The organism is Chryseobacterium sp. CBSDS_008, assembly GCF_049959325.1.
In the GTDB taxonomy this organism is placed as follows: Bacteria; Bacteroidota; Bacteroidia; order Flavobacteriales; family Weeksellaceae; genus Chryseobacterium.
On the sequence record NZ_CP188202.1, the window covers coordinates 944,001 to 964,178 of the forward strand.

Annotated in this window: 17 protein-coding genes; 12 read left to right on the forward strand and 5 right to left on the reverse strand. The window is 38.4% G+C overall.

From position 1 onward, the window contains the following. Positions 1 to 74: 74 nt before the first annotated feature. The 12 genes from ACP3T3_RS04115 to ACP3T3_RS04170 all read left to right on the forward strand — a co-directional run bounded on the left by ACP3T3_RS04115 (position 75) and on the right by ACP3T3_RS04170 (position 15,312). A complete protein-coding gene (locus tag ACP3T3_RS04115; RefSeq protein ID WP_426478657.1) occupies positions 75 to 569 on the forward strand; it encodes a GNAT family N-acetyltransferase in 495 nt (164 codons plus the stop codon). A gap of 429 nt (positions 570 to 998) precedes the next feature. After that, positions 999 to 1,415 carry an RrF2 family transcriptional regulator gene (locus ACP3T3_RS04120; RefSeq protein ID WP_426478658.1) on the forward strand — a complete coding sequence of 139 codons (417 nt, stop codon included), beginning with the start codon at positions 999 to 1,001 and terminating at the stop codon, positions 1,413 to 1,415. Positions 1,416 to 1,497: 82 nt separating this feature from the next. Beyond that, positions 1,498 to 2,211, forward strand: coding sequence for a phosphoadenylyl-sulfate reductase (locus ACP3T3_RS04125; protein WP_426478659.1), 714 nt, complete (start codon positions 1,498 to 1,500; stop codon positions 2,209 to 2,211). Positions 2,212 to 2,223: 12 nt separating this feature from the next. Next, positions 2,224 to 3,132, forward strand: coding sequence for a sulfate adenylyltransferase subunit CysD (cysD, locus tag ACP3T3_RS04130; protein ID WP_426478660.1), 909 nt, complete (start codon positions 2,224 to 2,226; stop codon positions 3,130 to 3,132). 94 nt (positions 3,133 to 3,226) lie between these two features. Next, entirely contained in the window at positions 3,227 to 4,465 is a 1,239-nt protein-coding gene (locus tag ACP3T3_RS04135) for a sulfate adenylyltransferase subunit 1 (RefSeq protein ID WP_426478661.1), read from the forward strand. A 5-nt stretch (positions 4,466 to 4,470) separates the two neighbouring features. Further along, positions 4,471 to 5,301 carry a serine O-acetyltransferase EpsC gene (gene epsC / locus ACP3T3_RS04140; RefSeq protein WP_426478662.1) on the forward strand — a complete coding sequence of 277 codons (831 nt, stop codon included), beginning with the start codon at positions 4,471 to 4,473 and terminating at the stop codon, positions 5,299 to 5,301. Positions 5,302 to 5,330: 29 nt separating this feature from the next. After that, positions 5,331 to 6,242 carry a cysteine synthase A gene (gene cysK / locus ACP3T3_RS04145; protein ID WP_426478663.1) on the forward strand — a complete coding sequence of 304 codons (912 nt, stop codon included), beginning with the start codon at positions 5,331 to 5,333 and terminating at the stop codon, positions 6,240 to 6,242. Between the two features lie 23 nt (positions 6,243 to 6,265). Continuing rightward, positions 6,266 to 7,111: a uroporphyrinogen-III C-methyltransferase gene (gene cobA / locus ACP3T3_RS04150; RefSeq protein WP_426478664.1), complete on the forward strand. Its 846-nt coding sequence runs from the start codon at positions 6,266 to 6,268 to the stop codon at positions 7,109 to 7,111. After that, on the forward strand, positions 7,101 to 8,813 hold the full coding sequence (locus ACP3T3_RS04155; protein ID WP_426478665.1) for a diflavin oxidoreductase: 1,713 nt from the start codon (positions 7,101 to 7,103) through the stop codon (positions 8,811 to 8,813). Before cobA ends, ACP3T3_RS04155 begins: the two co-directional genes overlap by 11 nt. A 34-nt stretch (positions 8,814 to 8,847) precedes the next feature. Then, entirely contained in the window at positions 8,848 to 10,524 is a 1,677-nt protein-coding gene (locus ACP3T3_RS04160; RefSeq protein WP_426478666.1) for an NADPH-dependent assimilatory sulfite reductase hemoprotein subunit, read from the forward strand. Positions 10,525 to 10,912: 388 nt separating this feature from the next. Beyond that, entirely contained in the window at positions 10,913 to 13,789 is a 2,877-nt protein-coding gene (locus ACP3T3_RS04165; RefSeq protein ID WP_426478667.1) for a TonB-dependent receptor, read from the forward strand. Positions 13,790 to 13,794: 5 nt separating this feature from the next. Further along, positions 13,795 to 15,312: a TSUP family transporter gene (locus ACP3T3_RS04170; RefSeq protein WP_426478668.1), complete on the forward strand. Its 1,518-nt coding sequence runs from the start codon at positions 13,795 to 13,797 to the stop codon at positions 15,310 to 15,312. Between the two features lie 433 nt (positions 15,313 to 15,745). Here the strand turns inward: ACP3T3_RS04170 and ACP3T3_RS04175 are convergent, their stop codons facing one another. The 5 genes from ACP3T3_RS04175 to ACP3T3_RS04195 form a co-directional block, all read right to left on the reverse strand. Next, positions 15,746 to 16,435, reverse strand: coding sequence for a type 1 glutamine amidotransferase domain-containing protein (locus tag ACP3T3_RS04175; RefSeq protein ID WP_426478669.1), 690 nt, complete (start codon positions 16,433 to 16,435; stop codon positions 15,746 to 15,748). Between the two features lie 7 nt (positions 16,436 to 16,442). Further along, positions 16,443 to 17,351: a helix-turn-helix domain-containing protein gene (locus ACP3T3_RS04180; protein WP_426478670.1), complete on the reverse strand. Its 909-nt coding sequence runs from the start codon at positions 17,349 to 17,351 to the stop codon at positions 16,443 to 16,445. Positions 17,352 to 17,473: 122 nt separating this feature from the next. After that, entirely contained in the window at positions 17,474 to 18,409 is a 936-nt protein-coding gene (locus ACP3T3_RS04185; RefSeq protein ID WP_426478671.1) for an NAD-dependent epimerase/dehydratase family protein, read from the reverse strand. A gap of 238 nt (positions 18,410 to 18,647) precedes the next feature. Further along, positions 18,648 to 19,037 carry a DoxX family membrane protein gene (locus ACP3T3_RS04190; protein WP_426478672.1) on the reverse strand — a complete coding sequence of 130 codons (390 nt, stop codon included), beginning with the start codon at positions 19,035 to 19,037 and terminating at the stop codon, positions 18,648 to 18,650. A 109-nt stretch (positions 19,038 to 19,146) separates the two neighbouring features. Further along, entirely contained in the window at positions 19,147 to 20,130 is a 984-nt protein-coding gene (locus tag ACP3T3_RS04195) for a polysaccharide deacetylase family protein (protein ID WP_426478673.1), read from the reverse strand. Between the last annotated feature and the right edge of the window lie 48 nt (positions 20,131 to 20,178).

Here is a 20,178-nt window from a genome sequence, read left to right on the forward strand (position 1 = left end):
TTAGATTTCTGTGACAGGATCTTAATTTATTTACGTATTTTTATGCTATCGGCTAATTTCATTATAAAATTTCAATGTACTATAAAAACGACACCATCACGATCCGTGAATTTACCCCCGAAGAACTTCCTTTATTTTCCACTCTTTTTGAAAACGAAAATGTTACCCGGTATCTGCCTTACAAAACGCCTGAAGAATATAAGGAAATGTTTGACAAAGCATTGGCAGATTATAAAGAAGGGCCGTTCAGCAGATGGGGAATATTTAATGCCGGGACTCATGATTTTGTAGGAATGTGCCTGGCAAGAATCTTTCTTGATAATCCGGAACAAATAGAAATAGGGTATACCTTGGGAGAAAATTACTGGGGCAAAGGACTCGGAACTGAAGTCTGCAAAGCGCTTATTGAATACTGTTCTTCTCTTGATGACCAAAAAGATATTGTTGCGGTAACTGATCCTGATAATATCGGATCTCAGAAAGTACTTCTTAAAAGTGGTTTTAAAAGAGTTGAAAATCTGATACGTGAGGATAGGGAACTGGCTTACTTTATTTTACAGAACGGCTAAGTATATCTTTTTACCACGGATTTCACTGATTTGCACAGATGTTTGCGCATATTTTTCCTAAGACTAAGCAAAATCTATAAAAATTTTTGATTTTAACTTTAGTGAACTGACTGATACTTAAGAGTAACTTAAGTGTTGATAATCTTTTGTGACTTTTGTGGTAAATTTTCAATTATTGATTCTCCCACAGATCTCACGAATTTGCGCAGATGTTTACGCATATTTTTTACTAATACAAACAAATAAAGTAGTCAACAAAAATATTTGATTGTTAAACTTTAGTGAACTTCTCAGCAGCTTTATTCTCACTTAAAATCAATTTAAATATTTTTTCTTTACATCTTTTGTGACTTTTGTGGTTGAGGTATAATCAGGCTTCTACGGAAAACATTTCATTTATCAGATAATTTATCATAACTTGCAGAGATTATGATGTCGAAACGTTGCAAATATGCGCTTAAAGCAATGGTCAGATTAGCAAGGAATTATAACCAGGGCTTTCTGCCAACCTCCGTTATTGCACAGGACGAGAACATCCCCAAAAAATTTCTTGAACAAATTCTTCTCGAGCTTAAAAGAGCCAAGCTTGTTAACAGTAAACAGGGCAAAGTAGGAGGGTATTATCTTCTAAAATCACCGGATGAGGTTTCACTAGCAGATATTTACCGTATTTTTGACGGCCCTATTGCCCTTACACCATGCGTTTCTTTGAACTTTTATGAAGCATGTGATGATTGTGTAGATGAAGCAGTCTGCTATCTCAGAAAAGAATTAATAATCGTTCGTGAAAAAACCAGAAAAAGTATGATGGAAGCCACTCTGACTAAGTTTATTAATAACAAATAAATTTTTTTCATTTAAATTCTACTATTTTGATAGGAGTTATAGAATTTTATATATATTTGCAAGACTTAAATCTCAATTCAAAATGGAAAACAGTCTGAAAAATGAATTCGATAATCTTGTGAAAGAGGCTGATGAAGCTTCTTTTCAAACTAATGGACTGCAAATACTGACCGAAAGATTTCTGGATAAAGTAATCTTTTCAACCAGTTTCAGTTACGAAGATCAGGTCATCACTCATCTGATAAAGGATTTAAATATTGAAATATTCACCCTCGACACAGGAAGACTTTTTGAACAGACCTATGAAACCTGGACATCTACTAAAGCTTTTTTTAAAAAGAACATCAAAGCCTATTATCCGGATACGGATGAGCTCAGAGAATTTGTCACAGAAAATGGTCCCGATTCGTTCTACCAATCTGTAGAAAAAAGGAAAGCATGCTGTACCATTCGTAAGGTTCATCCTCTAAAAAAAGCACTGGAAGGCTATAAAGTCTGGATCACAGGACTAAGATCAGAACATTCTCCCAACAGACAGAATATGCCTCAGCTGGAATGGGATCCGGATAATAAGATTATTAAGTATCATCCCATCCTTCAATGGACCACAGAACAGGTGACAGCGTATGTAAAAGATCATCATCTGCCTTACAATCATCTTCATAAAAAAGGATTTGTGAGTATAGGATGTGAACCCTGTACCAGAGCAATCAAAGAAGGGGAAGATTTCAGAGCAGGCCGCTGGTGGTGGGAAGATGCCAACAAAAAAGAATGCGGACTGCATATTCATCAATAAAAAAAGAAAAAAATGTCAATACATCAGTTAAACTATTTAGATCAGTTAGAAGCCGAATCTATTTATATATTAAGAGAAGTAGCAGGTCAGTTTGAACGTCCGGCTTTATTATTCAGTGGGGGAAAAGACAGTATTGTACTGGCTCATCTGGCCAGAAAAGCATTCTTCCATGGCAAAATCCCATTCACATTTGTGCATGTAGATACCGGGCACAATTTTCCGGAAGTATTGGATTTCCGGGATCAGCTGGTAAAACAGCTAGACGTGAATCTCGTAGTAAGGAAAGTGGAAGACACTATAAAAAGTAAAAAATTAACTGAGGCTAAAGGTAAATTCCCAAGTAGAAACTGGCTGCAAACCTACACGCTACTTGATACGATTGAAGAATTTGAATTTGATGCCTGCATCGGAGGAGCCAGAAGAGATGAAGAAAAAGCAAGAGCGAAAGAAAGAATCTTCTCAGTCCGTGATGAATTCGGGCAGTGGGATCCTAAATTGCAACGTCCGGAGCTGTGGAATATTTTCAACGGAAAAATCCATAAAGGAGAAAATGTAAGAGTTTTTCCTATCAGCAACTGGACAGAACTTGACATCTGGAACTATATCCGCAGAGAGAAAATTGCTCTCCCTTCCATTTATTTCTCGCATGAAAGAGAAGTGATCGACTTTAACGGACAGTGGCTTGCCAATTCTTCCCATGTTGTATTAGAACCAGAAGATATTATTACTACCAAGAGAATCCGGTACCGTACCGTAGGAGATATGACATGCACAGCAGCTGTAGAATCTAATGCCATTACAATAGATGCTGTAATCGAAGAAATTGTAGCCACCAGAATTTCAGAACGTGGCGAAACAAGGATTGACGATAGGGTAACAGAAGCCGCAATGGAAGATAGAAAAAAAGGAGGCTACTTTTAATCAATGATAAAAGATAATTGATCAATGATTACACCAAGTATTTTCATCAATTATCATTCATAATTTATCACTTATCATTTATAATTAACATCGGATGGATATATTAAGATTTATAACAGCAGGAAGCGTAGATGACGGTAAAAGTACCCTTATCGGCAGACTGCTTTACGATAGCAAAAGTATTTTACAGGACCAGTTGGAAGTCCTTGAAAAACATTCTAAAAACAAAAATGAAGATGGAGTAGACCTTGCCCTTTTAACGGATGGTCTGCGTGCAGAAAGAGAACAGGGAATAACGATTGATGTTGCCTACCGCTATTTTTCAACCGCAAAAAGAAAATTTATCATTGCTGATGCTCCGGGACACGTGCAGTATACCCGTAATATGATCACGGGGGCGTCCAATTCTGATCTGATGGTTATTCTGATCGATGCACGAAAAGGAGTGATTGAACAGACCAGAAGACATTCCATCATCGCTTCTTTATTACAGCTGAAGAAAGTTGCTGTAGCCATCAACAAAATGGATATGGTAGACTATTCCGAAGAAGTTTTTGAAAATATAAAATCAGAATATGCAAAAATTGCAGAAAATCTGGGATTAAATGATGTCAGTTATTTCCCGATCTCAGCATTGAAAGGAGATAATATTGTCTCAAAATCTTCCAGAACAGGCTGGTACAAAGGAAATTCACTTCTGGAATACCTTGAAGAAGTAACGATCAATGAAGAAAAAAACAACGGAAGCCGTTTTCAGGTTCAGTATGTAATCCGCCCTCAAACTGAGGAATTGCATGATTACAGAGGATATGCCGGACAAATATTAAGCGGGAAATTTACAAAAGGAGAAAAAATCCATATTCTTCCGGCAGATCTGACCACTGAAATTACCAAAATTGAGATCAATGGTGTTGAAAAAGAAGAAGCTTTTGAAGGCCAGCCAGCTGTGATCCACCTTGCTCACGATGTAGATATCAGCCGGGGAGATATTTTTGCCACGGAAGAGCATGTTCCCACAGTTGAAAAAGACCTTGAAATTCTTTTATGCTGGCTGGATCAGAAACCGTTGCAGCCAGGGAATAAATACCTTCTGCAGCAGAACAGCAGACTTGTAAAAGCAGTTGTAAAAGAGGTAGATTACAAGATCAATGTCAATACTCTTATCCGGGAACAGGCTGATGGCGAAATTAAACTGAATGAAATTGTGAAAGTTACCCTCCGAACGGCACAGCCTTTGGTCTATGACAGCTTTACCAATAATAAAACAACGGGCTCTGCGATTTTGGTGGATGAAACGTCCAATTCAACGGTAGCAGCCTGTATAATCCAATAGAAAAAATGGCAATTTCTGATCACTTAATAGAAAGAATTCATCACACCAAGCAAAATAATATTCATGGATTCTTTGATAAAATAAAAACCAAAAAATGGGTGAAGGATTTATATGAAACACTCTTTCTCCCTCAGAATGATAATACTGAAGATCAGCTGAAAAGAAATTTTGAAGCACTTCAGGAAACTCTTTCAGGCCTTATCAATACGGTAACAGGAGATAAAAACCTTACGGAAAAGCAGGTCAGTCAGTTTTTTGAAACGTTGCCGGAATTATATAATCAGTTGGTGCTGGATGCAACATCTATTTTGGAATTTGATCCTGCCGCCGATTCTCTGGAAGAAGTATACCTGGCATATCCCGGCTTTTTTGCCACGTATGTCTACCGTATTTCGCACCAGCTCTGGACTCAGGAAGTAAAAATTTTACCCCGTGTCATTTCTGAATATGCCCACAGTAAAACCGGAATTGATATTCATCCGGGAGCCATCATCGGAAAGTCTTTCTTTATTGACCACGGAACAGGAATCGTGATCGGGGAAACTACCGTTATCGGGAACAATGTCAAAATCTATCAGGGAGTCACCCTCGGAGCTTTGAATGTTTCCAAAGAAAAAGCCCATCAGAAAAGACATCCCAATATTGAAGATGATGTGATTATCTATTCGGGAGCCACTATTCTGGGAGGGGAAACCACCATAGGCAGAGAAAGTATCATAGGAGGAAATGTCTGGGTAACACAGGATGTGCCCGCCAACTCTCTGGTCTACCATAAAAGTGAAATAAAAATAAAGGATAACAGTTCATTACCTGAATCATTAACCTTTGTGATTTAAGAAAAAACAAAAATAAAAAGTACATTGATATGAAATTTCAGAATGCATTAGAAACGATTGGAAATACCCCCGTCGTAAAAATTAATAAACTCTTCAATTCAGATCATGAAATCTGGATTAAACTTGAAAAAAGCAACCCTGGCGGAAGCATTAAAGACAGAATTGGCCTGGCCATGATTGAAGATGCAGAAGCCAAAGGATTATTAAATAAAGACAGCGTCATTATAGAACCTACCAGTGGAAATACAGGAATAGGACTCGCTTTGGTAGCTGCTGTAAAAGGATACAGACTCATCCTTGTCATGCCGGAAAGCATGAGTATAGAGCGTCGCAAAATTATGGAAGCCTACGGAGCAGAATTCGTATTGACTCCAAGAGAAAAAGGAATGAAAGGTGCCATTGAAAAAGCTAATGAGCTTGCTGAAGAGACACCTAACTCTTGGATTCCAAGACAGTTTGACAATCCTGCCAATGTAAAAGTACATGTAGAAACCACTGCTCAGGAAATTTTAAAAGACTTCCCGGACGGACTGGATTACATCATTACAGGAGTAGGAACCGGAGGACACATCACCGGAATCGCAAAAACGGTAAAAGAAAAATACCCTAACGTAAAAGTAATTGCTGTAGAACCGGAATTATCTCCTGTATTAAGCGGAGGAAGCCCGGCACCACATCCATTACAGGGATTAGGAGCAGGATTTGTTCCTTCCATTCTGGATATTACCCTTCTGGACGGAGTGATCACAGTAGGAAAGGAAGAGGCTTATGAGTATGCCCTTAATGCCGCTAAAAAAGAGGGTCTTTTTGTTGGAGTTTCCACTGGAGCCGCTTTAGCAGCCATCGCCAAACATTTACCGGAAATACAACCTAACGCTAAAATCCTTACCATCAATTACGATACCGGAGAAAGATATCTGTCTGTAGAAGGACTCTTCTAAATCCTTAATTAACATCTACTTCAATGAAAACAAATATAAAATCACTAAAGGTTTACTTTATCGGTGCAGGGCCCGGCAACCCTGAACTGATCACTGTAAAAGCAGTAAAAGCGATCGCAAAAGCAGACGTCATCTTATGTGACCGCCTTGTAAGCCCGGAAATTCTGGAAACCTACGTTAATGAAAATACAGAAATCATCTATGTAGGAAAAGAATGCAGTAAAAATGCGTCCACCCCTCAGTCTCATATCAATACTTTGATGGTGGAATATGCCCTTCAGAACAAAACCATTGTAAGACTGAAAGGAGGCGATGTTTCCATATTCTCCAATATTCTGGATGAATTGCAGGCTTTAAAACAGAATAATATTCCCTACGAGATTATTCCGGGAATTACAGCAGCTTTAGGAGCAGCAGCATTTGCAGGGATGCCTTTAACAGCCAGAGGATATTCCACATCCGTTCGTTTTCTGACGTATTATAAATCAGAGATCGTAAGTGAAGAATACTGGAAAGAGCTTGCTTCTACCAATGATACCCTTGTTTTCTATATGTCTAAAGGAAATCTTACCCCTCTGGTGGAAAAATTGAAAGCACTTCAGATTTCAGGTGATAAAAAAATTGCAGTCATTGAACAGGCTACGACTCCTTTTCAAAAAGTGTACACATCATCATTTGATGATTTTAATGAAAAATTCGGAGATAAGAACTTTGCTTCACCTTCTTTAGTTGTTGTGGGTAAAATTGTGAATCTCCATGAAGAGTTTTCATGGCTTGAAAATGCCGAGCAGGAAGGTCTTTATTTCAAATCAGTAGAAAACGGAAGTCTAATCCCTACCACTCAAAATTTCTTTGAATATGCTGTCTGAAACTAAATTAAATGTATTAAAACAAATATCCGGAGACCTCTCCAGAGACGAAGCCATCTGGGCCAGCGGATATCTTGCCGGTATTGCCGGAGGATCTTCACTTACAGCCATTCTGCCACCACAGGAAACGAATACTATTGTCCAGAATGCTGTAAAGAAAATAACGCTGGCTTATGGTACAGAAACCGGAAACAGTAAAAAGCTCGCTACCACGCTGGCAGGTATCGTTAAGAAAAAAGGACTTCAGGTAAAACTGGCTGATCTTTCCCAATATAAACCCAAAGATTTGGTTAAAGAAGAGTTCTTTTTTGTGATTATCAGCACTCAGGGAGAAGGCGAGCCACCAGCTCTAGCCAAAAAATTCTACGATTATATCTATGAAAATGAAATAAATCTCAGCGGACTAAAATTCGGAGTACTGGCGTTGGGAGACAGCAGTTATCCTCTGTTCTGCCAAACCGGGGAAGATGTAGATTCACGTTTTGAAATATTAGGAGCCCAACGTGTTATTCCATTAAAAAAATGTGATATTGATTATGAACAGGAAGCCTCCCATTGGATAGAACATGTATTTGAAACCGTTCAAAAAAATGCTGGTCAGAGTACAAAAAATGTTTCAGTTCCAAAGGTTTCTGCGGGAAGAAAGAAATACCTGGGAAAAGTTTCCACCATCGTCAATCTGAACGATATTACTTCTGAAAAAGAAACGTATCACATTGAAATTGAAACAGAAGAGGCACTTGTTTATCAGCCTGGTGCAGCTTTGGGAATGATTCCATTCAACTCGAAAGAAGTTGTACATGAAATTATTACGCTGACAGGAATTGATCCTCAGAAACAAATAGAAACATCTAAGGTTACAGCTTCTGTTGAAGAGCTGCTGCACAAGCATCTCAACATCAGCTATTTACTAAAATCCGTGGTTGTTCAGTATGCAAAAATTACAGGACATCCCATTCCGGAAGTCAGATTAAGCCTTCTTGATCTGCTTAGGATTTATCCGGTGAAAAATGCGGATGAATTTGAAGAAATCATACAGATATTAACCGCTCAGGCTCCTCGTCTGTATTCAATTTCTTCCTCTGTGGAAGCTCATGGTGATACGGAAATTCATATTACCGTCGCAAGATCAGAATTCTTTATTGACCATCAGAAACACAACGGATTATGCAGTGGTTTTTTGAGCAAATTCAAAGAAGGAGAAGAGGTAGAATTTTATATTCAGGATGCAGGACATTTCAAACTTCCGGAAGCCGATAAAGATATCATCATGATTGGGCCGGGAACGGGAATAGCGCCTTTCAGATCATTCCTTTGGGAACGTGATGCGACAGGTGCAGAAGGAAGAAACTGGCTGTTTTTCGGAGACAGAAACTTTGTATCAGATTTTCTTTATCAGGCAGAACTTCAGGATTTTCTTAAAACAGGCAGCTTAACGCATTTAGACCTTGCTTTTTCAAGGGATACCGCCGAGAAAGTATATGTTCAGCACAGGTTAGAACAAAAAGCACAGGAAGTATTTTACTGGCTGGAAGGTGGAGCATCTGTGTATGTATGCGGAGCCAAAGAACCAATGGCTCGTGATGTAGAACAAACACTACTCACCATTATCCAGAATGAAGGAAAACGCAGCAAAGAAGACGCTGTACTTTATCTGGAAGACATGGAGATGAGCGGCAGATATGCGAAAGATGTGTATTAAAAAGAAGTACTCGTAAAAATTAAAGGAAACAGTTATGAACAACAATAAAGAGAACCTTTCACCGGTAGAAAAAATTAAAACCGGCAGTAACGGACTCAGGGGAACTTTAAAGGAAAGCCTTGCAGACAACTTCACCGGAGCCATCAGAGAAGATGATCAGACGGTCATCAAATTCCATGGAATGTACCAACAGGACGACAGAGACCGAAGGGAAGAGCGTGTCTCTAAAAAACTGGAATGGCTGTATTCTTATATGATCAGATTAAGGCTTCCCGGTGGTTTTTTAACTCCGGAACAATGGTTAGGATTGAATGAAACAGCAGAAGATCATTCCACAGGAACCATTAAAGTAACAACAAGACAAACCATTCAGCTGCATGGTATTTTAAAATCTCATTTAAGACCTACCATTCAGAGCTTCAATCTTCAGCATCTTGATTCGATTGCGGCTTGTGGGGACGTCAACAGAAATGTAACCTGTACAGCAAATCCTTCGGAATCACCTTTGCACAAGGAAGCTTACGAACTGGCTGGAAAAATCAGCGAAATGTGCCTTCCAAAAACCAAATCTTACTACGATATCTGGATTGATGATGAACTTCTGGTTGATCGTAAAGCAGAAGAAGACCCTTTGTATCAGGAAAGATATCTTCCGAGAAAACTGAAAATAGGAATCGCAGTTCCTCCTAATAACGACGTAGATGTATTCATCAATGATATTGCCCTAATTGCGATTATCGAAAATGATAAAATTGTTGGTTATAATATTGCTGCCGGAGGAGGACTGGGAGCAACCCATGGAAATGAAGCTACTTATGCCCGTCTTGCCTCTGTACTTGGGTTTGTAGATACCGAAGAAAAAGTATTGAAGGCTGTCTACGAAATCATCACGGTTCAAAGAGACTTCGGAAACAGAAGCGACCGGAAATTATCAAGATTAAAATATACGATTGATAAACTTGGGATCAATCAATACAGAGCTGAAGTAGAAAAAAGAACAGGATTCAGTTTTGAACCTGCCAGAGAATTTAAGTTTGAACAGCGAAAAGACCGCTATGGCTGGATTCAGAACCATGAAGGAAAATGGTTTTATACTGTATTTGTAGAACACGGAAGAATTCTTAACACAGAGGAATATCCTTTAAAATCAGGATTATTAAAAATCGCACAAACTGGTAAAGCCAATTTCCGTTTTACCTGTAACCAGAACCTTATCCTGGCTGATATTGACGAAAAAGATAAACCTGAAATTGAACATATTTTAAAAGATCACGGAATTTCAGAGTATACCAATGGAGCAAGTGCCCTGCGTAAAAATTCTGTTGCCTGCGTGGCTTTAAATACCTGTTCACTGGCTTTGGCGGAAGCTCAGCGCTATCTGCCATCCTTAGTCACCAAAATAGAACCTATTCTTGAAAAATATGGTCTGCTGGAAGAAGACATCACCATCCGGATGACCGGCTGTCCCAATGGCTGCGGAAGGTCTCCCAATGCCGAAATCGGATTTGTGGGGACAGCATATGGGAAATACAATCTTCACATCGGAGGAGACCGTTTAGGAATGCGACTGAATACAAAATTTAAAGAAAATATGGGTGAAGAAGAAATTTTGACCACTCTGGATGAACTTTTCGGGATTTATGTACAGAAAAGGCTTGCAGAAGAAACATTTGGCGATTTTTCATACCGTTACTTACACACCTTAAATTAATTATATGGCTAATTTTCATTATGATCTGAAAAAAAACAAAAAAAATCAATCTCTTCTTTTAGGCGGACGAATGTGTATGTGTTGTTGATTTTCAAGTAACAATACAATCAAAGCTGTTTCAACTTTTCAATTCAAACCACAAAAGTCACAAAAGTTTTCATCTTAAAAACACTTTAGCTCACTTAAGAAAGTTTAAAATAATGCCGCAGAAAGCTAACATTAAGATGAAAATCACAGATTTTCACAAAACTTAGGTGTACTTATTGTGCATAAATTTTGGCTCTAAAAAAACTTAAGTGTTTAAAACTTTTGTGCCTTTTGTTGTTAAAAATAATCAAGGTAAAAAGTTCAGACAGCTTCATTTTCAACCTAAAAAAATGAAGAAAAAATGAAAAACAAAAAGCAGGGAAATTTTCTGCCAAAAGCAGGTATTATCGCATTCACATTTCTATTTTTTAACCTTGCAGAAGCACAGCAGCAGCTTATAGAGCTTAGCGGAAGCATCAAAAATACAGGTACACGCAAAGGTCTTGACTCCGTAAAAGTGCAGATCGAAAATACACAGGACATTGCATTAACGGATCGGCTGGGCAACTTTAAGCTCAGAACAAGGGTTACCATTCCGTTCCGGGTGGTGATTCAGAAAGAGGGTTTCACAGGTCAAACCGTTGAAATACTTTCGCCTTCCAACAAAATAACGATAGGGCTGAACCCTCAAAATACAATCATCGATGATGTAGTGATTTCAGCCTCCAGAGTTCCGGAAAAAATATTAAGATCTCCGATTGCTATTGAGAAAATTGATATTAAAACCATCAGGGAAAGTCCTGCAGCCTCATTCTATGAAACATTGGAAAATGTAAAGGGGTTACAGCTTTTAACATCAAGTCTTACGTTGAAAATTCCTAATTCGAGAGGTTTCAATTCGCCTAATAATTTCCGATTCATGCAGTTGGTAGACGGAGTAGATGTACAGTCGGCAACGTTGGGAGTGCCATTGGGAAATGCAATAGGTCCTACCGAACTGGATATCCAGTCTATGGAAGTCACTCCGGGAGCTGCTTCAGCGTTGTACGGAATGAATGCTATCAACGGCCTGGCAAGTTTACAGACCAAAGATCCGTTTACTTCTGAAGGAATAAGCCTTTATTTCCGTGGCGGGGTGAATCATGTAGACAATGTCAATCATAAAATAAGTTCTCTGGGAGAAAGTGCTATCCGCTTTGCGAAGGTGATCAATAAAAACTTTGCGGTAAAAGTTAATGCATCCTATTTCAGCGGAACAGACTGGATCTCCAACAATTTGACTGATCAGAATCCAGGATCTTTGGTCACCGCCAATCCTAATTTTGCTCTGGCGAACAATCCGGCGGAAGACCTTTGGAATAAATACGGTGACGAAAGAAATAACCGTGTAGCCGTAAAAGTGGATTACAACGGAAAGCCAACTACATTTAATGTTTCAAGAACAGGATATCTGGAGAAAGATCTTGTAAGTCCGGATGTGAAAAATATCAAGTTTGATGCAGGATTATATTACCGTTTCGGGAATCAGTGGAGAACATCTTACGTATACCGGTATGGCTTGCTGGACGGAACTTTTCAGAGAGGAAATAAAATCCGCTTACAAAACGCTACTGTTCAGAACCATAAAATAGAATTGACAGGAAAAGAACTGACCTTCAGGGCTTATGTATCGATAGAAAATACAGGAGATTCTTATAATCTGAAACCTTTGGCAGATAATCTTGATCTCACCAACCTTTCCAATGCCAACTGGAGAAATATATTCCAAACAGCTCTTCAGAATAATCTGAATGCAGGAGCCAATCTTAATGACGCTTTTATTCTCGCACGTCAGCAAGCAGATAAAAACAGAGCCGTGCCGGGAACTGCAGCCTTCGAACAGTTGAAAAACACCATCATCGGAATCAACAACTGGGATTCGGCCAATGGAGGAGTAGCAGGAGCTCCGGCAACAGGAGGAGCTAAACTTGAACAGAAATCCCGTTTCTATCAGGGCGAACTTACCTACGATTTCAGCAGGTTTGTGAAGATCTTTAACCTTCTTGCTGGTGTAGATTACCGTTTGTACAGCATTACTCCGGATGGAAACAATTTTGTTGATTTCGACCGTCCGGTGAATGAAAGAAACATTCCTTTAGCCAACGGAACCTTCGGAAAAGATGTTATTTATCAGAAATATGGAGCTTTTGCACAGATTACCAAGCTTTTCTTTGATGATAAATTAAAGATCAATGCGGCCTTACGTATCGACAGAAACCCGGAATTTGAAGCCAAATTAAATCCGAGAATCAGTGTTGTGTATTCTCCGGTTAAAGAGCATAATTTCAGAGCTTCTTTTCAGAACGGATATCGTTTTCCATCACTATTTGAAGCACTTTCTTTCGTAAACAACGGAAATGTAAGAAGAGTGGGAGGACTTTCAAAAGTAAATGATGGATTGGGATATCTGGAGAATTCCTACACGCTGGCTTCTATCGATAAATTCACCTCAGCAGTAAATGCAGATTTAGATGCCGGAAAAACCCAGGCCCAGGCAGCTCAGGATAATAAACAGCTTTTAACCGTAGCCAATCTGCAGAAACTCCAGCCGGAAAAGATCAATTCATTTGAAGTAGGGTATAAGTCTACTTTTTTCAATAATAAACTGGTGCTGGACTGGGATTTCTATTACAATATCTATGAAGGATTCCTTGGTCAGGTAGAAGTAGCTGTTCCTAAAAACAGCCAGGTAGGAAGCAATTCCGCTGTTCTTGCCATGCTCGACAGAAGCAAGCAGGACAGATACAGGGTTTATACGAACAGCAATAGTACCTACAAAAGCTATGGAACGTCTTTAGGGATTCGTTATAATATTACAGGAAATTATAATGTTAATACCAATGTTTCCTATAATGACCTTGCTTCCAATAATAATTCAGACCTGTTTATTACCGCTTTCAACACCCCGAAATGGATGGTGAATGTAAGTGTAGGAAACAGAGAAATTGTTAAAAATATAGGGTTTACGCTTGTCGCAAGATGGCAGAGTGGCTTTATGTGGGAAAGTCCTTTAGCCTCAGGAGCAATTCCGGCTTATTATACCATCGATGCTCAAGCTACATGGAAGCTTCCTGAAATTCATGCGAATATTAAAATTGGGGCAACCAATTTACTGAACCGCCGTTATTTCCAGTATGCAGCAGGTCCTGAAATTGGAGGACTGTATTATCTCGCTTTTACTTATGATTTAAAACTATAATTAAGATGAGCAATTCATTATATCCTATATTCTTAAAACTTGAAAAGCTGTCACTGCTGATTATTGGCGGTGGTAACGTTGCCCTTGAAAAACTGGAATCAGTACTTGGAAATTCTCCGGAAACTTCCATCAAGCTGGTAGCCAAAGAAATTATTCCTGAGGTAAGAACCTTACAAAATCAGTTTTCTAATATAATCCTGCATGAGAGAGCCTATGATGATCTTGATTTTAATGATACCGATCTCGCCATCATTGCAGTGAATGATATTGAATTAGCAGGGGAAATCAGAGAAAAAGCCCAGAAAAAAAATGTGTTGGTCAATATTGCAGACAAGCCGGATTTGTGTGATTTTTATTTAGGTTCCATTGTTAAAAAAGGAAGTCTCAAAATTGCCATTTCCACCAATGGAAAGTCCCCGACCATTGCTAAAAGATTAAGGGAAACCTTTACAGAAGTTATTCCAGATGAAATGGATCATGTATTGGATAATATGCAGAATATCCGCAATCAGCTCACCGGAGATTTTAATTATAAGGTGAAAGAACTCAACAAAATTACTACAGAATATTTGTCTGACGGAAAAGCTGCTGCAAAACCGGACATGGAAATTGAAAAGCTGATCAATATTACCAAAACCGCCCAGAGAAAAGCTAATATTTATCTTGCTATCATTGGTGTTTTACTTCTTTTCGGATTATTTGGACTTGTGGTGTACCAGTTCAATCTTTCCGGTGATATTCAGTATTTTCTGAATAAAGATGGGCATATTTTTTACTGGATGCTGTTTGCCGGATTTATGGCAGAAATTGTTGCCGGATCTATGGGAATGGGATATGGCGTGATATGTACCACGATCCTTTTACTGCTGAATGTTCCGCCACCTGTTGTGAGTGCAAGTATTCATTCTGCGGAATCTTTTACTACCGCAGCCGGAAGTTTCAGTCATTATAAACTGGGAAATGTCAATAAAAAAATGGTGTGGGTATTGTTCCCACTGGCTATTGTAGGCTCTGTTATCGGTGCTTTAACGCTGTCTCATTATGGCGAACATTATGCTCATATTGTAAAACCTATTATTGCCTGCTACACATTGTACCTTGGGATCAATATCTTAAGAAATGCATTCAAAGATAAAAAATCAGGACAAGGTAAAACCAAACGAAGAACTAACCTCAGAGTATTGGGACTGGCAGGTGGTTTTATTGATTCCTTTGCAGGAGGCGGTTGGGGACCATTGGTAACCGGAACCCTGATTAAAGAGGGAAGAATTCCCCGTTATGTAGTAGGAAGTTCTACAGTTGCTAAGTTTTTATTAACAATAACAAGTGCTGTTACCTTCATCTTTACAATAGGCATCCATCATTGGAATATTGTATTGGGACTTTTGCTGGGCGGCGTTTTTACCGCTCCGTTTTCAGCAATGCTGACCTCAAAACTTCCAACGAAGAAAATGTTTGTTGTGGTAGGAATAGTAGTGATACTGATGAGTCTTGTTACCATAATAAAATCAATTTTGTCATAAAAGACGATTATAAAAAATATGCTTTTGAAATGCAGAGATTTAATATATAATTTCTTATTATTTTAAGGGAGACAAAGAGTAGAATCAATGTAATTGATTCTTTCTAAGCGGATGTATAACCATTAAGCTTAATCAGCGACATTGTCGCCACCTTTGCACACTCTAATAGAAGGTATAAATTGTTGAACTTTGCCTTTTTTATAATTTTTTTTTAACGCAAAGATTTTAATGTTTTACTTTATTTTGAGGTATCGTAGGGAAAAATCAATGATACAGTCTGTTGACATTATATCATTACTCATTTTTAGTAAAAATCTGAAACCATTAAAACTTTGCGTTTTTTACTTATTTTAAAATGAGAGCGTTTTTGGATATGCAAAGGCGAAAAAATATATCAAAAAAATGCTATAAGGCATGACTTCATTGTTAATCTCTATTTCTCAAGCTCACGGACTACTATTTTAGCCATTTCTTTAGAGCTGAAAGGATTTTGTCCAGTAATCAACTGTCCGTCAGCCACAACATTGGAAGTCATAGGGATAAAAGCTTTTTTGTAATGTACACCCCGCTCTTTAAGGGCTGCTTCAAGATTAAAAGGAACTTCATTTTTTCTTCTTGCCAATGTTTCTTCAAACCAGTCAAATCCGGTAACATCTTTACCTTTAATCATGTATTCTCCATCCGAAAGTTTTACGTTCAGTAATCCTCCAACCCCATGACAAATCGCAGCAACCATTTTATTGCTTTCATACTGATCTCTAAGAATCTCCTGTAAAGTAGTATTATCAGGAAAATCATACATAGTAGCATGTCCTCCCGCAAGATAAATACAGTCGAAGGATTCATTTTTTACCATATCAAGGCTTTTTGTCTGAGCCAATTCATTCATAAATACCGGATTTTCATAATAACTTTTTGAAATACCATCAAGCACCAGAGGTTTCAGACTTTCCGGGTCAATAGGAGTATTTCCACCTTTAGGAGAAGCTATGGTAATCTTCCATCCTTTCTCCTTTGCCGCATGATAAATATGCGTAAGCTCACTCAGCCATAATCCGGTTTTAAGTTGACCACTGGCATATTGTTCTACGTTTGTTACAATTAATAAGATAGTTTTCATCATGATATCATTAATTAAAAGACTTTCTGAACTCCAATGGAGAAACAGCCGTCTGGTTTTTAAATAAGCGGTGAAAAGACTGGGGATGTTCAAATCCTAAATTATAGGCAATTTCAGAAACGGACATTGTGGTGGTAGACAGCAGTTCTTTTGCCTTTTCTATCACTCTGTTCTGAATATGCTGCTGGGTAGTCTGTCCTGTATGAACCCTTAACATGTCACTTAAATAATTGGGGCTTATATTCATTTGTGCTGCCACAAATTGTACGGTAGGAATCCCATTGATCAACAGTTTTTCATTTTTAAAATAATCATCGAGTAACGTCTCAAGCTGAGTCAAAAGATCATGATTCGCTTTTTTCCGGGTTAAAAACTGACGGTTGTAAAAGCGATCGCAGTATTTTAACAGCAAATCAATATTGGATACCAGTAGATCCTGAGTAAAACCATCCATATTGGCTTCTATCTCCCTATTGATATTATCCAGAATATCCGTTATAGATTTTTCTTCTTTTTCGGAGAGATACAACGCTTCATTGGCAGTATAGGAGAAATAGCCATACTCTTTTATAACAGAAGCCAATGGATATCCCTGCAGGAAATCGGGGTGAATAACCAGTACATTTCCTCTTACCTCAGAAAGCAGAATATCTTCAAACTGCAGTACCTGATGGGGAGCAATAAAATACATGATCCCATCCTCAAAGTCATAATAATGCTGTCCGTATTTGCATCTTCCTGCACAATCTTTTTTAATGGAAACCACATAAAAATCGGTGGCCACCGCACTCAGAATAGTTTCCGGATCTACATTCACTTCATTAAAATCAAATACACTGATCAAAGGATTGGATGGACTTTTCAACTTCAGATATTTGTGTAATGCTGTAATGGAGGTTACTTTTTCAGGAGCTTTCATTTTATTTCTTTTTTACCACCCCGTCAAAAATTCTTTGAATTTTCGCCACCCCGCCATAGGAGGGAAATGTTTTGTCCTTCGGTTGTGGTGTTCGTTTTTCTAAGTTACCTATTTTAAAATAATTATTTTGCCGTTTGCTGTTCTTTTTTTATCTGCTCAATTCCTTGTCTGTAAGTGGTTACCTGAAATTCAGGGAATCTTTTTCTGAATTTTGAATCATCAAAAAGGTTATCGTACTTATATCTTGGAAGCAGCTCCAGTAACTCTTTTGCATTTTTGTTGAATAAAGATCCTATTTTAAAAGCCAGTTTCGGAATTACAGAATACCTGAATTCTTTTCCATAGATCTGAGAAGCCAATGCAATGAATTCTTTGTAAGTCAGCTTATGATTATCTACCGGTAAATGCCATGTCTGTCCATAAGCCTCCGGAGTATTTCCAATTAAAGCAGTTGCGCGGCTTGCGTCCGGAGTCCAGATCAGGCTTCGCAATTTATCATCACTTAAAGGAACTTTCAGTTTTTTATCCTCTTTAATGGCATTGAAAATAAGACTGTTGGTAATACTCTGTGTCTTTCCAGGACCATAGAATTCAGGAGCTCTGCAGATAACAGCTTCTATTGTTCCGGCTTGCATTTCTGCCAAAAGCAGGTCTGTCATTTTTTGCCTTACAATTCCTTTTCTTCCTACGGGATCAAATCCTGTTTGTTCCGTTAATATCTTATTATCTTGAGGATACATATAGGTATTGTCAAAAAACACCAGTTTGGCAGCATTGATTGTACAGGCTTCAATGACATTTTTCATAATAGTCAAAAACTGCTGTTCCCACAGATCAGTATCCATAGGAAGTCCAAGAGTAAAGTAAGCAATTTCACTTCCTTTCACGGCTTCAATCGCGTTTTCCCTGTCTGATAAATCCGCAGAGAAAACGGTATCAGTATCATTTACTTTTTTAGCGTTTCTGCTGACAATCCGGATGTCTGATGTATAATTTCTTTTCAGTTCCCTTGCCAGTTCTTCACCAATCTGTCCATTGGCTCCTAATATGGTTTGCATCGTTTTCTATTTTTGAAGGTTATGTGAAGCATTGAAAATAAATGGGATACTTTCAGTTGCTTTTATTTCTGATGCAAAATTCGGGCATAACTATAAAAACAGAGTAGCTGAATCTATGGAAGTTGTAACATAATCTCTGAAGACGTAAAAAAGCCAAGAAAATAAAGGTAACAATGTTTGAATAATATAGTATTCTCTCCGTTTCCTTTACTTTCCCGGCTCTTAGGATACTCTTTTATCATTTCCTGTCCAAAGCCAGATAATTATCATCAATTCTGCTGATCAGAACGTAAAACAAACCTGCATAAATCATCTGGATGCCCATGGCTTCCCAGTTTTCAACCGTACTGCATCCAAAAAGAAGCAGGATTATCAGGGATGCGCCGGCTATAGCGGCAATACGGGTTTTCAGGCCCAGCAGGAGCAATAATCCAATGATAAATTCCAAAAAGGGGAGTGTGATTCCAAACAAATGTACCAGTAGCTGTGGAAGCCAGCTTGTTTCAAAACCTTTCATCATCCCGGATGCAAAGTCCTGTAGTTTTACGAGACGAACTAATCCGTGTCCCAAAAGGTTGGTTCCCATCGATATACGGAGGAAAAAATAGGCTGTTTTTGTATTTTTCATAAAGATATTTTTTTTGGATGGAAGACCGAAGCCCGAAGATGGAAGTTATACAGGTCATAAAACTACTTTACAGACTCCGATAACTTCCTGCCTCCAGCTTTCCGCTTCCTTACTTATTAAACTTTTCTTCGCTGTTATCAACCGGAGTATCGGGATCATTCATGACCATTCTGGCAATATCATCTTTTCTCATAAAGATTACCCCTTGTTTTTCTTTGGTATATTTGATAAATTCTTCCATAGCATGCATCATGGCCGGCGTACCACCAATTCTGTCATGAAAGCTGATGCTCATCATTCTCCTTTTGGAAGCCCCTTCTTCATAAAGACGGTCAAACTCAAATTTTAACTGGGCCAGAAACTGATCCGGGCTCCAGTGTTTTCCTTCAATATTGACGATATCATTATTGCGTAATGTATAGGGAATCACCACAAAGTTTTTTCCTTTTACTTTGGTAATAAAAGGTTCGTCATGGCTTAAATCATCGATATGATATAAAAAGCCCAACTCCTGTAATACTTTTAGCGTATTCGGGCCTCTTCTCAGCCAATTACAGTTATAGCCTACCGCTTTCTGGCCCGTAATTTTCTCAACTACGTCTACGCCTTGTTTTACAAAATTCAGTTCATCAGTATAATTTTTATTCCATTGATTATCCCAGGCAATACCGTGGGCAGCAATTTCATGACCGCCTTTGGCAATAGCTCTGGCCACTTCAGGATACTTTTCTGCGGCTGTTCCTACTACATGAGAAGTTACTTTAATATCATATTTTTTCCATAAATCCAGCATCCTGTAAATTCCTTCATTTCCTCCATAACGATACCAGCTTTCGGCGGGAAAATCCGGTTGTCCTTTGGGAAGGGGAGTTCCACTGAATGGACTTTCTGCGCCTTCGGGTTGTCCGCCCGTTTCAAACTGCATAGAAACTGAAATCACCAATTGAGCTCCGTTAGGCCAATGCTTTTGGGTTGAAGCCTGTGTCTGAGCTTGATTTTTTTTCTCTCTTTTGTCCTTATCATGATGATCAGAAAAAGACATCAAAACGATTGTTGAAGCGAGCAACAATACCGATTGTTTTATATATTTCATTTTGAATGTATTGATAGGGCAAAATTGATCAATAATGAATTATGACAT

Bases quoted from the DNA above. Each gene is read 5' to 3' on its own strand.
- ACP3T3_RS04165 (WP_426478667.1), top strand. From the start codon at position 10,913: ATGAAAAACAAAAAGCAGGGAAATTTTCTGCCAAAAGCAGGTATTATC.
- ACP3T3_RS04180 (WP_426478670.1), bottom strand. From the start codon at position 17,351: ATGAAAGCTCCTGAAAAAGTAACCTCCATTACAGCATTACACAAATAT.
- ACP3T3_RS04185 (WP_426478671.1), bottom strand. From the start codon at position 18,409: ATGCAAACCATATTAGGAGCCAATGGACAGATTGGTGAAGAACTGGCA.
- ACP3T3_RS04170 (WP_426478668.1), top strand. From the start codon at position 13,795: ATGAGCAATTCATTATATCCTATATTCTTAAAACTTGAAAAGCTGTCA.
- epsC (WP_426478662.1), top strand. From the start codon at position 4,471: ATGGCAATTTCTGATCACTTAATAGAAAGAATTCATCACACCAAGCAA.
- ACP3T3_RS04125 (WP_426478659.1), top strand. From the start codon at position 1,498: ATGGAAAACAGTCTGAAAAATGAATTCGATAATCTTGTGAAAGAGGCT.
- ACP3T3_RS04160 (WP_426478666.1), top strand. From the start codon at position 8,848: ATGAACAACAATAAAGAGAACCTTTCACCGGTAGAAAAAATTAAAACC.
- cysD (WP_426478660.1), top strand. From the start codon at position 2,224: ATGTCAATACATCAGTTAAACTATTTAGATCAGTTAGAAGCCGAATCT.
- ACP3T3_RS04115 (WP_426478657.1), top strand. From the start codon at position 75: ATGTACTATAAAAACGACACCATCACGATCCGTGAATTTACCCCCGAA.
- cobA (WP_426478664.1), top strand. From the start codon at position 6,266: ATGAAAACAAATATAAAATCACTAAAGGTTTACTTTATCGGTGCAGGG.
- ACP3T3_RS04155 (WP_426478665.1), top strand. From the start codon at position 7,101: ATGCTGTCTGAAACTAAATTAAATGTATTAAAACAAATATCCGGAGAC.
- ACP3T3_RS04135 (WP_426478661.1), top strand. From the start codon at position 3,227: ATGGATATATTAAGATTTATAACAGCAGGAAGCGTAGATGACGGTAAA.
- cysK (WP_426478663.1), top strand. From the start codon at position 5,331: ATGAAATTTCAGAATGCATTAGAAACGATTGGAAATACCCCCGTCGTA.
- ACP3T3_RS04190 (WP_426478672.1), bottom strand. From the start codon at position 19,037: ATGAAAAATACAAAAACAGCCTATTTTTTCCTCCGTATATCGATGGGA.
- ACP3T3_RS04175 (WP_426478669.1), bottom strand. From the start codon at position 16,435: ATGATGAAAACTATCTTATTAATTGTAACAAACGTAGAACAATATGCC.
- ACP3T3_RS04195 (WP_426478673.1), bottom strand. From the start codon at position 20,130: ATGAAATATATAAAACAATCGGTATTGTTGCTCGCTTCAACAATCGTT.
- ACP3T3_RS04120 (WP_426478658.1), top strand. From the start codon at position 999: ATGATGTCGAAACGTTGCAAATATGCGCTTAAAGCAATGGTCAGATTA.